The organism is Aliikangiella sp. G2MR2-5 (assembly GCF_015687155.1).
In the GTDB taxonomy this organism is placed as follows: domain Bacteria; phylum Pseudomonadota; class Gammaproteobacteria; order Enterobacterales; family Kangiellaceae; genus Aliikangiella.
This window is the reverse complement of record NZ_JADPQF010000003.1, coordinates 319,043-332,231: the sequence shown is the minus strand read 5'-3', so window position 1 is coordinate 332,231 and position 13,189 is coordinate 319,043. Positions and strand designations below refer to the sequence as shown.

The following is a 13,189-nucleotide window of genomic DNA, read 5'->3' as shown; positions in this document are numbered from 1 at the left end:
AGCAAACATGGATTAAACGAATTATCCACGGCTCACTCGCTTAATAATAATTTGCCAGATGAATGTTTTTTATCACCTGATGTAAAAGAAAAAACAAGCGTATCTCTGTGAAGCCGTAAAGAAAGATTTACCAGATCTCCAGGTACAATAACTTGTTGAAATTTTAAAGCTGATATACTATCAATAAGTTTTTCTTCAGAGACAATTTTATAAATTTTAGCATACGCCAAAGCCCAACCAATTTGAATAACGCCGGGTAAAATAGCCACCTCGTCAAAGTGCCCATCAAATGAATCTAAGTCACCATTTATCTCGAGTAACAGTTCGATACCATCATCAACTTCATTAATTTCGTCAACTCGCGCCAGTTGCATCTTTCTAATCCTGTACTAAAAAAAGCTCATGCAAGGAATCATAAATAACTTTTCCCTGTCTGTTTATTGGAAAAGTATCAACCTTTCTCCATTTTCTGGGAATTGTTACGGCCTCAAAGCGTTTACGCATATTTGATTTAAGCAATCTGCATAACTCTCGAAAATTGGTGCCCTCATATTTTTCTTCACCAACTTCACTTAGTTTTACAACACAACCAATAACTTTACGTTTTCCGCTAACAGGCAATGCGATACATCTTTCTATCCACTCGAATGATTCCAAAAATTCTTCTATCTCTGTCAAGCTAACGCGCTTTTCTTCTATCTTGATGACGCGATCTTTACGCCCTTCGAGAATAAAGCGGTTCGACTCTAACAAAGAGACTTTATCGTCCAGACATACCTTCTCGTTCAGGGTTAGATGTTTTGAAAAAAACCAAGTTTCTTCTTCGCTTGAAACTAGCTGACTATCATCAAAAAGTGTCCAGGGCTGAGATGGTGAAACCGCCTGGCGATAACCTATTCCACCTGTTTCGGTACTACCATAGACTTCTATTGGCAGACAACCAAACAACTGATTAGCCAACTGGGAGTCATTGAAGGCTAGCGGACCTCCTGAGGAAAAAATGCAAGCCAGAGAGTCTATTTTTATCTGCTTGTCGAGTCTTGCTAGAAATGCAGGACTGGAAATCAAGGACAACTGGCAAGGTTTGTCTAAACTATTAAGCTTATTACACATCTGTGCAATTTGTTCCTGATATTCCAGCGTCTCTTCTAACCATGAGCGTTCGCTGACAAAAGGCCATATCAGCTTGAATAGCAATCCATAGATATGACAGTGAGACACAGTTGATATAATGACTGTTTTGTCCAGTAGAGAGCCAAAACTTTCTTCAAGTTGCTCCACTTCATTAAGCAGACAAGCCAGCTTTTTGTCAATTGCTTTCGGCTTTCCGGTAGAACCCGATGTAAAAAAACGAATACTCTCTTCACCGGTCAAAGGCAAAAACTGCGAAGCGCTGTTTCCTACGCTATCTATATCAACGTTGGGTTGACTTGGCTTTACAGCTTTCTTCCCTTCAACAAAAAGACTAACATCCGAAATAACAGCATCAAAGGATTCGGCAACTTTCTCGAGCCAAAGTGGCGATATATTGGCACATATAACAACCTCTTTCCTCGCTAACAGCAATGCTAAAAATGAAAGGAGAAACTGATAGCTGGAATCACAATATAGTAACCAGCGTGTTTCATCTAGCTGGCTAAGCTTGTCTGCCAGGTTAAATACCTCACCTCTCATTATTTCGGTATTCTTTTGAGCTCGCAATCTATTGTCAACGCAAACGGTAAGATTATGGTCTGAAAAAAGTTGTCTATTCAATTGAGCCAGCATCATTTTCTTAGAACCCACTTACGATAAAACAACTCACCCAGAAACAGACTTCCCATAAGAATGTATGATAAAAAGCCATTATAGAAAGTCCAAACCTCCAAACTTTCGTAGAAAGCAGTCCACAGAGCAACAAGGCCATTGAGCAAAAAGAAAGTACACCATACGATAGTGACTTTTCTGGTATAGGCAACACCATCTTCGTCCAGATCGGGCTGTTGAATGCGAGCAACCTTTTCTATTATCGATGGTGGATAAAGCAAACTTCCAACAAACAAAAGCAAAAAAGAAAAATTCATTGCTGCAGGATACAATTTTAAACCAGTAGCGGCGTCGAAACTCATTGCTAACAAAACAATGACTAATACGGCTATGATTAGCCATTTTTGACTACTAAAAAATTTCTTGTTTTCACCAGATATAAGAATATATCTTCCTGCAAGAACAACTAACAAAACAAAGAACAAATACTTAATATCAAAGTACTTAATCCCGAAAAAAATTATTATGGGGTAGGCAAAAGCGATCCCCCCAATAATAATTTTAAAAAACAGTTTCATTATTCGCCGACTAGCTGCTCAATTGCATCCAAAACGTGCTCAACAGTTCTGACCGACTTGAAGGTTTCAGGCTCTATTTTTTTACCAATTAGTTCTTGTAATTTAATCACCAGATCAACTGTATCGATACTATCCAAATCCAGATCGGTATACAAATTTGCCTCAGGAGTAATATCAGACTCTTCAATTTCAAATTCTTCTACCAGAATATTTGTCAATTTGGCGCTTATTTCTTCTCTTGTTTTCATTGTAATTAATCTCTCTGTTCACTTACAAACGCTGCCAGGGTAGCAACTGAATAGAAATGTTTTTTCGAATCTTCAGAATTAGCTTCCAGCTTTATATCAAATTTCTTTTTGATAGCCAGACCTAGCTCCAACGCATCTATAGAATCTAATCCAAGACCGTCTCCAAATAAGGGAGCGTCCGTCTCAATATCGTCGACTTCAATATCTTCAAGTTCCAACGACTCGATAATTAACGATTTAATTTCTTGTTCTAAATCAGGCATAACCATTACTCTCTCTACTAATTCGTTTTTTAATTTCTTCAGTTAGCTTTCTTGCGGCTAAAGAAAGACCGCTATCACTTGCTAAAAATTGTGTCACTGAAATCAAGTTTTTAACCTTTATTGAAAACTCGGCTTTTTTATCAGGAATACTGTACCAAGGCTCATTTTTTGTTAAGGTAGTAGGAAAACAGTCTATCACCACGGGGACTAGATCTGCTTTGCATCTCAAAGCAATATTGGATGCACCTCTTTGCAATTTCAAAGGCATCCCTGGCTTAGTTCGTGTGCCTTCAGGAAATATAATCAGAGAAAATCCCTGATTTAGAGATTTTTGACAAGCAGCCAACAACTCTTCAGGATTTTCGTCATTTTTTATGTAATCAGCAGCTTTAACAACACCCTTTAAAAAGAAGTTTTGCCATAAATCCTTTTTAACAACGCAATCTGCATGTGGGATAATCGAAATTAGAACAACAACATCAATAAGCGAAGGGTGATTTGCAACAATAACCTTACCTTTTTGAACTGCCAAAAAATTTTCAGCTTCATTTAAGTCAAAATTAAAAATACCAACAAACTGCATTGTAGAAATGAAAAATTTAAACGAGCGAGATATTATTTTTCTTGCCTTTTTGACTCTAGTTTCTTTAGGAATGAAAAGATTAACTAAAGGAAATACAACTAAAGTTAGAATCAGCCCGCCTATACCAAATAGAAAAAAGCAGAGCCCCGTGGCAAATAAGCGCCACACATAATTAATGTTAAACACTATCTTTTCTCCATTCCCAGAGATAGCGTCTAGTTTGATACTGACTTATTACATTCTGCCCCAGGAAGAACTGCAGAAATGACTCAGCCATTGTCAGGCTTGCTGAAGACTCCCCTGCCTCATGGATGTCCCTTGGTGATACTCTAAATGAAGTAGTATTTTCTTCGGAATTTTTCAATAGCAGGGCGATACTCACTCGCCTATTTTGTTGGCGGGGCAGGTGAGCGAGCGGCTCTGGCAAAGAATCATCAAAATAAACAAAGAGCGTCGACTTCTGCGGATATCGATACAGGAGGTTTACAGACTCCATAAGACCAAATCCGAAAGAATCATCTCCTGCTGCCACAGAAGTAGCTGGAGCATGGTTTTTCGTTAGTATGGAATAAAGTCCCACGGCCGTATTATGTACCGACATGCTAAAGTCTGTAGGAGAAACCTCGCCACTTTGCGCAAGTGACTTCAAAATTTTGACAGTTCTTTGAAGCTCACCATGTTGAGATGCGAAAACCAGATTTAAATCTTTTTCAGAGCTCGACGCAGATTTAAGGGCCGAGTGAAAAGCCATTTTAGTCAAAAAGCTCATTCTTCTGCGCTTCATAGCGGGAATATCAGAGATTTCCAGCCCATGCTCCTGTGGCAAAAATTCCTCATGGCGCGCCCAAGCCGCCCACTCTGATGGCAGGCTACACGAGTCAGACCAAGCAGCCCATGAAGAGATAGAAAATTGCGAGAACTGGTTCATTTTCATTACATTTAGTAAAACCGCGTGATTTTTGCATAGTAACGCTTCTATTACAACCAGAAGTAACCATAAAAATAGATTTTTCCATTAATATTAGCGGCTACAAAATTACGACTAAAATCATGGCAATACAATATGAAATTATTAACTTTACATGTAAAAACACCTCAAATATCATTGCGTGTGGAAAATGCATACTATTAAGGATTGATTATTTATGAAACAAGTCGTTTATTTGATAACTTTGGTTGCAGTATTAACTCTTTCCGGGTGCAAGAAGACTATCCCTGTGAGAGACTTTAACTCAATGCCCATATCTGGAGCGCATTCGGAAAAATCAACGGTTAAGTCTGTCGAAACAGCTATTCTTCAAGCTTGTCTGTCTTTAGGCTGGAAAACAAGAGTGGTTAAACAAGGCGAAATCGAGGCCACCTTGAATATTCGTAAACACCAACTGGTTGTTTCGATTACTCACGACAACAAAGAGTATTCAATAAAATATAAAGACTCTGTTAACTTGCTATATGACGGGAAAAAGATCCATCGTCAATACGGAAACTGGACAAGGAATCTGATGAACTCAATTAGTGCTTTTAGCTTGAGTAACTAGTCAATATCAAGGGGGGCGACTAGGTCTCCCTTTTTCACAATAGAGAAAGAATATCTTTATCTCTTACGGAAAGTACAAACCCGCTAGACAGCCAACCTCAATATCGACTATGGTTTAGCTTAATTATTTGAACTCTAAAGAAATGAAAGGAACTCTGTCATGAGCGACGACATTATCCACCCAATACCAGACTCTTTCTCTAAACAAGCTTTAATAAATGCCGACACCTATTCTGGCGAATATCAAGCCTCAATTGAAGATCCCGATAGATTTTGGGCAGAACAGGCTGAAAAGTTTATTTCCTGGTATAAGCCCTGGGATAAGGTCAGCGATGTCGATTATCAAAAGGCGAAAATTAGCTGGTTTGAGGGAGCCGAACTAAACGTAAGTTATAACTGCATTGATCGTCATCTACCTGAAAAAGCTGATAAAACAGCAATTATCTTCGAAGGCGATGAACCTGGAAATTCCCGACATATCAGCTATCAGGAATTGCATGACGAAGTTTGTAAGTTCGCTAATATCTTAAAAAGTCGTGGTGTTAAGAAGGGAGATCGAGTGTGTATTTATATGCCGATGATTCCGGAAGTTGGATACGCCATGCTGGCCTGCGCTCGTATCGGAGCCATTCATTCAGTTGTTTTTGGCGGTTTTTCGCCAGAATCACTAAAAACCCGAATACTGGACTCTGACTGTCGAGTGGTGATTACCGCTGACGAAGGCGTACGAGGAGGCAAAGTAATACCACTCAAGCAAAACGCGGATGAAGCGGTTTCCGGCTGCCCGGATGTTCATACCATGCTGGTAATCAAGCATACCAACGCCCAGGTTGCTTGGAATGAAACTATTGATGTGGATTATCGTGCACTACACGCGGATGCAAGTAACCAGTGTGAACCAGAGGTTATGCAAGCGGAAGACCCGCTTTTTATTCTCTACACGTCAGGTTCAACTGGCAAACCCAAAGGTGTTTTGCACACGTCGGGCGGCTATATTCTATATGCAGCGATGACCCATAAATATGTTTTCGACTATCATGATAAGGATATTTACTGGTGTACTGCCGATGCAGGCTGGATCACCGGTCATTCCTACATTTTTTATGGACCACTAGCAAATGGTGCAACAACTCTGGTGTTTGAAGGCGTTCCAAATTATCCTGATGCCTCCCGTTTTTGGCAGGTCGTAGATCAACACAAAGTTTCAATTTTTTATACTGCACCTACGGCTATACGCGCACTAATGGCATTGGGAGACGAACCAGTCACAACAACCTCGCGAACGAGTCTAAGACTGCTGGGAACAGTAGGCGAACCCATCAATCCTGAAGCATGGGAGTGGTATTTTAAAATAGTCGGAGAATCGCGTTGCCCTATCGTTGATACCTGGTGGCAGACAGAAACAGGTGGGATATTAATCACTCCGCTCCCCGGAGCGCATGACCTTAAACCAGGCTCTGCAAGTAAACCGTTTTTTGGCATAAAACCAATGCTGCTCGATAATGAAGGCAATGAACAAACCGGGGAAGCCTCCGGAAGCTTAGTAATGGCTCAAAGCTGGCCAGGACAAATGCGTACCGTTTATGGCGATCACCAACGTTTTATTGACACTTATTTTTCCCAATTTCCAGGCTATTATTTTACCGGAGACGGCGCACGCCGGGATGCAGATGGTTACCTGTGGATCACTGGTCGAATGGACGATGTACTCAATGTATCAGGCCACCGACTGGGTACTGCAGAAATCGAAAGCGCTCTAGTACTCCACCCCAAAGTTGCTGAAGCAGCAGTAGTTGGCTTTCCCCATGAAATTAAAGGCGAAGCTATCTACGCTTACGTTACCTTAATGAAAGGTGTTGAAGAGTCAGACGATCTTAAGAAAGAGCTGGCTCAATTTGTGGCCAAGGAGATCGGACCGATAGCCAGACCAGAAGCGATACAATGGGCGCCAGGCTTGCCCAAAACGCGTTCAGGAAAAATCATGCGGCGCATTTTGCGAAAAGTGGCAGCACATGACCTTGAAAACCTCGGTGATACTTCAACTTTAGCCGACCCATCAGTTGTCGATCATTTAATTGATAACAGACAGCAATAGCTGGCAACGACCAAGAAACTACCCGCTGGCGCTTTTACATTCACCTGTAGAGCGCCCTGATTTTCCCCTTGTTTGTCCTTTTCTCTACAATAATATTATCGCTTTAACAGATTAACTTTTAATCAATTTTTTACCAATATTTGTTGTATCGCATCATAAGTTCGGGTTACACTCAATTGGTTAGCGAGTCAAATAATAAAAATTGCTAACCCGCACCAGGCGTTGATACAGGATATTACAAATTATAAATTCAATCTGATCAACAGGGACAATCTAAAACAAAAACAGGGTCTGTCAATATGTCTGAAATAAGAGTTATTAAGAAGTACCCAAACCGTCGTCTCTATGATACTCAAATCAGTAGTTATATAACTCTCAATGATATAAAAGACCTGGTCATGTCATACAGTGACTTCAAAGTCATTGATGCAAAAACCAATGAAGATCTCACACGCTGCACGTTAATGCAGATTATTTCAGAAGAAGAAACTAGCGGCCACCCAATTCTGACCTCCGAAATATTAAAAGAGTTTGTTCGTTTTTATGGTGACTCAATGCAAGCTATGATGAGCCGCTTTTTAGAACATTCTGTTAAGTTATTTATGGAAAAACGAGCCGGACTTAAAAGTCCTCTTAATACAATTCTTGGCGCGAATCCGGTATCTCTGATGCAAAATATTGCTGAGCAAAATATGGATTCGTGGAAAAAGTCAGCTAAAACCTCTGTTACTGAAGATAAAGAAACTTCTACTTCCTCAATTTCCATCGGGTAACCCTTTAGAAGGGATTTCTCATCTTCAATAGCAAATTAAAGCTTGCTAAGAAATATCGACATTACCTGAACAAAAAGGTTCAGGTAATCACTTAAGACAAAAATAGCAAATGTCATTAAAGTAACGACCCACCACAAAATCGGCTTGTAAAGCTTCTCAAATTTTTCTTGTTGATGATAATGCTTAATCCAATATTGACGGGTACTTTTGATGGCCCAAACCAGGCAAAATGAAATAATAGAAAGAATGCCGAGAAGTTGATAAGCAAGTTCTTTTTCCAGATGAAAAGCTGCACCGATTAAAATTCCAGGAATAAGATATAGTGGAGCCCAAAAAATACCAGAAACAAAATTTACCCACATAAATGTTGATTTTCTCATTTCCGCAATACCCGCAGCTAGAGGAAGTACCGCACGAGTTGGGCCAAAAAATCTTCCGACAAATACTCCCAAAGCTCCCCACCTTTCAAAAAACTCTTTTGTCTTTTCAATCAACTTCTGATGTTTAGCAACCCAGTTCCAGGCTAATATTTTCTCGTGATAATGGAAGCCAAAATAAAAACTAATATACTCTCCTATAACGGCTCCAAAATACGCTGAAATAACTATAGGATAAAACGAAAGTACGTCAGCACCTATAAGCGAACCCACGCCAACGAGAACCAGCCAACCAGGAACTAAAAGGCCAACAATAGCCATTGACTCGAGGAACGCAACTATGAAAATAATGATTCCGGCATATTCGCCATGCTGCTCAATAAATAGAAGAAGGTTTTCTATCATTTTAGTTTTCTATCTCGTATCAAGCGAAGTAGGCCGTTAGTAAAACAGTTGTAACAAATCCGGTTAACAGTAGCACAAAATAAACTAAAGACAACGCGACTCCCTTACTGATAGTCAAGGTCCAGTTCTGCTGGTATACGCGCTTCATAGAAAGGAAAATGTAGATAACTATCCAAAATCCGATAAGAAAGTTTACGAAATCAAGCGCTCCTGCAAGTTTTAAAAGCAAACTATTTTCTGAGTGACTTATGAAGCTTTCTATATTCAGGAGTAAAATCTGGATAATTAAAATAGTAAATACAAAGCAGTGATTATGAATAAGCAATATCAAGTGCTCAACGTAATACCTTTTTGAAAATAAATAAAATAATTTCAATATTAATGCGAAAAGAGGAAGTAGAACGAACATCATATATGGCAAAAGTTCATAAAACTCCTTAATGACTGGTTCGGGATTTTGTCGCCATGCTTTCCAATTGCCATTCACCTTATCTGCAAACTCTTTCATTATTCCGGGCTCTTCAAATATATCGCCTTTTATAACTTTTGAATCTCTTTGACCGACTTTTCTTAATCCATCCTCAGACAAGTTTGAGTGTTCTTCCTTATCTTCAATTGCTTTAATGGCATCTAAAATTTGAGGTTCTTCAATCTCTAGACTGACACCTTTTTCATTCAGCTTTTCTAGTTCGCTTTTCGCGCTATCAATAGCTAACCTATCCTGCTCATTCAATGTCGTCGAATCGCTAGTCGCTTCTGAAATAACAGATTTCGGATCAGTATTTATTTGAAGTAATAAAATCAAAATCAGACTGGTTAGTAAATACAGTCTGAGCGGAAGTACGTAATAGAAGCGCCGATCTCGAATATAATCGAGAGTAATTTGGCCAGGTTTAAGTAATAAAGGAATTATAGTGTGCTTAATTCTAGAGTCATAACCTAGAACATCTTCGGTTAGTTCTTTCACCAGAGACCCGAAAAACTTAATCATACTCCGGCTATGCTGACCACACAGATGACAATATGGACCAACTAAATTTTCTCCGCAGTTTGGACAGTGTACCTTTAATTCAGACTCAGCGGTCTCTCGACTTTCTTTTTGTAAGGGCAATGAGGAGTTTTTTGTATCTGGTGATTCGCTAGACACTGGAAGGCCTTCTATTTAAGCAGAGATAGATATTCTAAAGTCAGAATAATACGGCATTAAAATGAAAGACGCTACGGATAATGTCTCTGCGTCATGAGGACTACTGGTTAGTGAGCCTAAGGATCAATAAACACGCCAGGAGAGACATTGAACCTTTTTGATAACTCTCTGACATGACGTAGAGTTAATGAGCGTTTTCCATTTAACACTTCAGAAACAACTCCCTGGCTTCCAATTTCTTTCAACTCTGACTGTTTAATGCCATGAAGCTTTATCAAGTACTTTAAAGCTAAGAGAGCGCCACCCTGCTGAGCGGACATAAACTTGTTTTCGTATTCCTCTGCGGCCCTGGCCATCGCCTTAACTAGACCAGATAAGGGACTCTCAGGTCTATTTTCGACCAGTTCAATGGCGTCTTTTAAGTTTTGAATCAATACCTGGTAGTCTTCATTACACTTAGGAGTATCCACAACATTTGCCACGGCTCCCCAGTGTTGAACAGCTTTTTCCAAATTTTCTTGCATTATCGACTCTCCCTGCTAATGATTTCCTGGCTTTATATCTTCGATAAGCGCAACTTGCGCTTTAAAGTCTATCAGAGTGTGGACTAGTAAAGTGGTTTTGGGTATTGGAAATCTAAAAGCGACATTAAACCCTCTCATATCTCCAAAAGTCGCACGCAAGTCCTCTTCAGAGGAAAAGTCACCTCTACTCACAATCTGGTACCAGCCTTTAAGATAGTCTTGCGCAGCAGGATACTTGCTCTGCGCTTCGGTTAGCTTATTAATGGCAACTACTTTCAACTTTACACTCCCTGTTTAGTGCATTCCTGGAAACCTGGACATTCTATCAACCTTCTCGAAAGATCAAATGAATTTGTGTTTACATATAACAATTATGAATATTAAGATAGGATAACTATAAACGATAATCAATTAACTGCTTCTCAAATCCATAAGAAACTTCTTTAATTTCATTCTAGTCAGAGATCGGGCTCTTTAAAATGTTATTATTGCCGAAGCAGCTTTTACAATGGATAAGTGGTGTTATCGCTTTGTTCTCAAATAGAGAAGGTTGATGTTTCCTTATATTATTAATTCTAGTTCGATTACTATTGGCAGCTATGGCGTAATGCTCGCCATTGCATACCTCACCGGCAGATATCTATATATCAAACGCCTTAATATTAATAGCACCAAGACCATCAATACTGAACTTTTGATTATTCTTCTTCTGGTTTTTGGCGTTATAGGGGCAAAACTTATGTTTGTCCTTAAAAATCCTACTGAAATATCAACTCAGGACTTTTCAAATTTAATCAAAGGTAGTGGCTTTTCAAGTCAAGGCGCAATCATTGCCGCTATTCTGGTGACTATTGCGTTTGCCAACCTGACTAAAACAAAAGTTTCACTACTGCTTGATAATGCTGCCTTTCCAGCAATTGTGGCTTACGCGCTAGCTCGATTTGGCTGTTTCCTGGCTGGAGATAACTGTTACGGCATTGAAACAAGTTTGCCCTGGGGCATGTCTTTCCCAAATGGAATTGAGCCTACCCACGACAAAGTCCATCCAGTGCCTTTGTATGAAATAGCCTACTCAATCGGAATTGCGGTATTAATTCACCAATATCAGAAAAGGGATGTTGCTGATTTTTCTCCCTTCTTTTTACTGCTGCTTACCTGGGGAGCAGCCAGATTTTTGGTAGAGTTTGTTTCAATTAACCCTCCTAAAATCTTAGGCATGAGCGGCTCTCAGTTTGGCGCCTTATTAATGTTTATAAGTGGTTCTATTTTCTTTTTGCGGCTAAATACAAAAAAGAAAGCAACAACTAACGGATAAAAAAAAGCCGGGAAAGTCCCGGCTAAAAATTTGTTCGAACAGGACTAGTCCTTATTCTTCTGTTTCTTCGATCTCGTCTGCTTCTTCAATGATAGGACGATCTACCAGCTCAACGTATGCAACCGGCGCTTTGTCACCTGCACGGAAACCAGCTTTGATGATGCGCAGGTATCCGCCAGGACGTTCTTGATAACGAGGTCCCAACTCATCAAAAAGCTTCCCAACAGCCGCTTTGTTACGAGTGCGAGAGAAAGCTAGACGACGGTTAGCAACAGTGTCTTCTTTTGCCAAAGTGATTAAAGGCTCAACAACTCGGCGAAGTTCTTTTGCTTTAGCTACAGTAGTCTTGATCATTTCATGTTCAATCAAAGAGACTGACATGTTACGAAACATAGCCTGACGATGGCTTGAGTTTCTGTTTAATTGGCGACCGCTATGACGATGACGCATTTTCAATTACCTTTTATGTTACTACCAGCCTGCAATAGTACTGGTATTCTTTGGTTTGTGTTATTTGGTGCTTTATACACCGGTTATAACGATAAAACCCTATCCTTTACGGAATAGGGTTTTATCATATTCTTTAAAGCTTTTTAGACTTAAGCGTCGTCCAAAATGCTCGATGGTGGCCAGTTTTCCAAACGCATACCAAGAGACAGACCTCTAGACGCTAATACGTCTTTGATTTCTGTCAGAGACTTCTTACCCAGGTTAGGGGTTTTAAGAAGCTCAACTTCGGTTCGCTGAATAAGGTCACCAATATAGTGAATATTTTCAGTCTTCAGACAGTTAGCACTACGAACTGTTAACTCCAGATCATCCACTGGACGAAGAAGAATAGGATCAACCTCAGGCTCTTCTTTTTCTGGCTCAGCTTGTTTCTCATCTTTTAAATCAACGAAAGCTGCAAGCTGCTGCTGTAAAATTGTTGCACAACGACGAATCGCTTCCTCTGGCTCGATAGTGCCATTGGTTTCGAGGTCGATAATCAACTTATCCAGGTTAGTTCGCTGCTCAACACGCGCTGAGTCAACAACGTAAGAAACACGTCTAACAGGGCTAAATGAAGCATCAATTTGTAGACGACCGATACTCATATCTTCATCTTCATTGCTTTTACGCACTGCAGCAGGCTCATAGCCGCGGCCTTTTTTAACATACAGACGCATGCTTAAAGAACCTGCTTTGGTCAATGTCGCGATATGATGATCTGGATTAACAATCTCAACACCAGCTTGTTCTTGAATGTCAGCACCAGTCACAGGACCTTCGCCTTCTTTCTGAAGAACAAGAGTTGCTTCGTCTTTGTCTTCCAACTTAATTGCTAAACCTTTAATGTTTAGCAATATGTCGATGACGTCTTCTTGAACATTTTCTATAGTCGTATACTCATGAAGAACACCATCGATTTCCACTTCTACAACTGCACATCCAGGCATAGATGAAAGTAAGATTCTGCGAAGCGAGTTACCTAAAGTGTGTCCGAAACCTCTTTCGAAAGGTTCCAATACAACTTTAGCTCTTCGCTCGCCCAGATTTTCCACTTTTATCTGGCGTGGAGTCAGAAGCTCAGTGACATTGCCCATATATAGTCCTCT

The 13,189-nt window shown here is 39.9% G+C and carries 17 protein-coding genes; 4 read left to right on the top strand and 13 right to left on the bottom strand.

Annotated elements, in window-relative coordinates; translation table 11 throughout:
- Positions 1-32 precede the first annotated feature (32 nt).
- The 7 genes from IYN84_RS11935 to IYN84_RS11905 all read right to left on the bottom strand — a co-directional run bounded on the left by IYN84_RS11935 (position 33) and on the right by IYN84_RS11905 (position 4,346).
- A complete protein-coding gene (locus tag IYN84_RS11935) occupies positions 33-374 on the bottom strand; it encodes a thioester dehydrase (RefSeq protein WP_196139440.1) in 342 nt (113 codons plus the stop codon).
- Between the two features lie 4 nt (positions 375-378).
- Positions 379-1,674 carry an AMP-binding protein gene (locus IYN84_RS11930; protein ID WP_196139439.1) on the bottom strand — a complete coding sequence of 432 codons (1,296 nt, stop codon included), beginning with the start codon at positions 1,672-1,674 and terminating at the stop codon, positions 379-381.
- Between the two features lie 92 nt (positions 1,675-1,766).
- On the bottom strand, positions 1,767-2,324 hold the full coding sequence (locus tag IYN84_RS11925) for a hypothetical protein (protein WP_196139438.1): 558 nt from the start codon (positions 2,322-2,324) through the stop codon (positions 1,767-1,769).
- Positions 2,324-2,572 (bottom strand): acyl carrier protein, encoded by a 249-nt coding sequence (locus IYN84_RS11920; RefSeq protein ID WP_196139437.1) that lies wholly within the window; start codon positions 2,570-2,572, stop codon positions 2,324-2,326. The genes IYN84_RS11925 and IYN84_RS11920 overlap by 1 nt, the downstream gene beginning before the upstream one ends.
- Before the next feature lie 5 nt (positions 2,573-2,577).
- Positions 2,578-2,835 (bottom strand): phosphopantetheine-binding protein, encoded by a 258-nt coding sequence (locus IYN84_RS11915; protein ID WP_196139436.1) that lies wholly within the window; start codon positions 2,833-2,835, stop codon positions 2,578-2,580.
- Positions 2,828-3,604 (bottom strand): lysophospholipid acyltransferase family protein, encoded by a 777-nt coding sequence (locus IYN84_RS11910; protein WP_196139435.1) that lies wholly within the window; start codon positions 3,602-3,604, stop codon positions 2,828-2,830. Before IYN84_RS11910 ends, IYN84_RS11915 begins: the two co-directional genes overlap by 8 nt.
- A complete protein-coding gene (locus IYN84_RS11905) occupies positions 3,597-4,346 on the bottom strand; it encodes a beta-ketoacyl synthase chain length factor (RefSeq protein WP_196139434.1) in 750 nt (249 codons plus the stop codon). The genes IYN84_RS11910 and IYN84_RS11905 overlap by 8 nt, the downstream gene beginning before the upstream one ends.
- 217 nt (positions 4,347-4,563) lie before the next feature.
- On the opposite strand from IYN84_RS11905, the gene IYN84_RS11900 reads away from it, so the two are divergent.
- From IYN84_RS11900 to phaR, 3 genes are all read left to right on the top strand, one after another.
- Positions 4,564-4,956: a hypothetical protein gene (locus tag IYN84_RS11900; RefSeq protein WP_196139433.1), complete on the top strand. Its 393-nt coding sequence runs from the start codon at positions 4,564-4,566 to the stop codon at positions 4,954-4,956.
- A 159-nt stretch (positions 4,957-5,115) separates the two neighbouring features.
- Entirely contained in the window at positions 5,116-7,050 is a 1,935-nt protein-coding gene (gene acs, locus IYN84_RS11895) for an acetate--CoA ligase (RefSeq protein ID WP_196139432.1), read from the top strand.
- Between the two features lie 299 nt (positions 7,051-7,349).
- On the top strand, positions 7,350-7,823 hold the full coding sequence (phaR, locus tag IYN84_RS11890) for a polyhydroxyalkanoate synthesis repressor PhaR (protein WP_196139431.1): 474 nt from the start codon (positions 7,350-7,352) through the stop codon (positions 7,821-7,823).
- Positions 7,824-7,858: 35 nt separating this feature from the next.
- Here phaR and IYN84_RS11885 read toward each other — a convergent pair whose 3' ends face one another.
- From IYN84_RS11885 to IYN84_RS11870, 4 genes are all read right to left on the bottom strand, one after another.
- The gene (locus IYN84_RS11885; protein ID WP_196139430.1) at positions 7,859-8,605 is read right to left on the bottom strand and encodes a DedA family protein; all 747 of its coding nucleotides are present in this window, start codon (positions 8,603-8,605) and stop codon (positions 7,859-7,861) included.
- Between the two features lie 19 nt (positions 8,606-8,624).
- Positions 8,625-9,752 carry a DUF3667 domain-containing protein gene (locus tag IYN84_RS11880; RefSeq protein ID WP_196139429.1) on the bottom strand — a complete coding sequence of 376 codons (1,128 nt, stop codon included), beginning with the start codon at positions 9,750-9,752 and terminating at the stop codon, positions 8,625-8,627.
- 116 nt (positions 9,753-9,868) lie between these two features.
- A complete protein-coding gene (locus IYN84_RS11875) occupies positions 9,869-10,276 on the bottom strand; it encodes a type II toxin-antitoxin system HigA family antitoxin (RefSeq protein WP_196139428.1) in 408 nt (135 codons plus the stop codon).
- Between the two features lie 15 nt (positions 10,277-10,291).
- On the bottom strand, positions 10,292-10,555 hold the full coding sequence (locus IYN84_RS11870; RefSeq protein WP_196139427.1) for a type II toxin-antitoxin system HigB family toxin: 264 nt from the start codon (positions 10,553-10,555) through the stop codon (positions 10,292-10,294).
- A gap of 274 nt (positions 10,556-10,829) precedes the next feature.
- Between IYN84_RS11870 and IYN84_RS11865 the strand changes: the two genes are divergently transcribed.
- On the top strand, positions 10,830-11,591 hold the full coding sequence (locus tag IYN84_RS11865; RefSeq protein ID WP_196139426.1) for a prolipoprotein diacylglyceryl transferase: 762 nt from the start codon (positions 10,830-10,832) through the stop codon (positions 11,589-11,591).
- Between the two features lie 51 nt (positions 11,592-11,642).
- Here IYN84_RS11865 and rplQ read toward each other — a convergent pair whose 3' ends face one another.
- Together rplQ and rpoA are read right to left on the bottom strand one after the other, a co-directional pair.
- On the bottom strand, positions 11,643-12,041 hold the full coding sequence (rplQ, locus tag IYN84_RS11860) for a 50S ribosomal protein L17 (RefSeq protein WP_196139425.1): 399 nt from the start codon (positions 12,039-12,041) through the stop codon (positions 11,643-11,645).
- A gap of 149 nt (positions 12,042-12,190) precedes the next feature.
- A complete protein-coding gene (rpoA, locus tag IYN84_RS11855; protein WP_196139424.1) occupies positions 12,191-13,177 on the bottom strand; it encodes a DNA-directed RNA polymerase subunit alpha in 987 nt (328 codons plus the stop codon).
- Positions 13,178-13,189: the final 12 nt, after the last annotated feature.

Coding starts and splice junctions, on each gene's coding strand:
- IYN84_RS11920 (WP_196139437.1), bottom strand. CDS start 2,572: ATGAAAACAAGAGAAGAAATAAGCGCCAAATTGACAAATATTCTGGTA.
- IYN84_RS11875 (WP_196139428.1), bottom strand. CDS start 10,276: ATGCAAGAAAATTTGGAAAAAGCTGTTCAACACTGGGGAGCCGTGGCA.
- IYN84_RS11905 (WP_196139434.1), bottom strand. CDS start 4,346: ATGAACCAGTTCTCGCAATTTTCTATCTCTTCATGGGCTGCTTGGTCT.
- IYN84_RS11900 (WP_196139433.1), top strand. CDS start 4,564: ATGAAACAAGTCGTTTATTTGATAACTTTGGTTGCAGTATTAACTCTT.
- IYN84_RS11865 (WP_196139426.1), top strand. CDS start 10,830: ATGTTTCCTTATATTATTAATTCTAGTTCGATTACTATTGGCAGCTAT.
- acs (WP_196139432.1), top strand. CDS start 5,116: ATGAGCGACGACATTATCCACCCAATACCAGACTCTTTCTCTAAACAA.
- rpoA (WP_196139424.1), bottom strand. CDS start 13,177: ATGGGCAATGTCACTGAGCTTCTGACTCCACGCCAGATAAAAGTGGAA.
- IYN84_RS11935 (WP_196139440.1), bottom strand. CDS start 374: ATGCAACTGGCGCGAGTTGACGAAATTAATGAAGTTGATGATGGTATC.
- phaR (WP_196139431.1), top strand. CDS start 7,350: ATGTCTGAAATAAGAGTTATTAAGAAGTACCCAAACCGTCGTCTCTAT.
- IYN84_RS11930 (WP_196139439.1), bottom strand. CDS start 1,674: ATGAGAGGTGAGGTATTTAACCTGGCAGACAAGCTTAGCCAGCTAGAT.
- IYN84_RS11925 (WP_196139438.1), bottom strand. CDS start 2,324: ATGAAACTGTTTTTTAAAATTATTATTGGGGGGATCGCTTTTGCCTAC.
- IYN84_RS11915 (WP_196139436.1), bottom strand. CDS start 2,835: ATGCCTGATTTAGAACAAGAAATTAAATCGTTAATTATCGAGTCGTTG.
- IYN84_RS11885 (WP_196139430.1), bottom strand. CDS start 8,605: ATGATAGAAAACCTTCTTCTATTTATTGAGCAGCATGGCGAATATGCC.
- rplQ (WP_196139425.1), bottom strand. CDS start 12,041: ATGCGTCATCGTCATAGCGGTCGCCAATTAAACAGAAACTCAAGCCAT.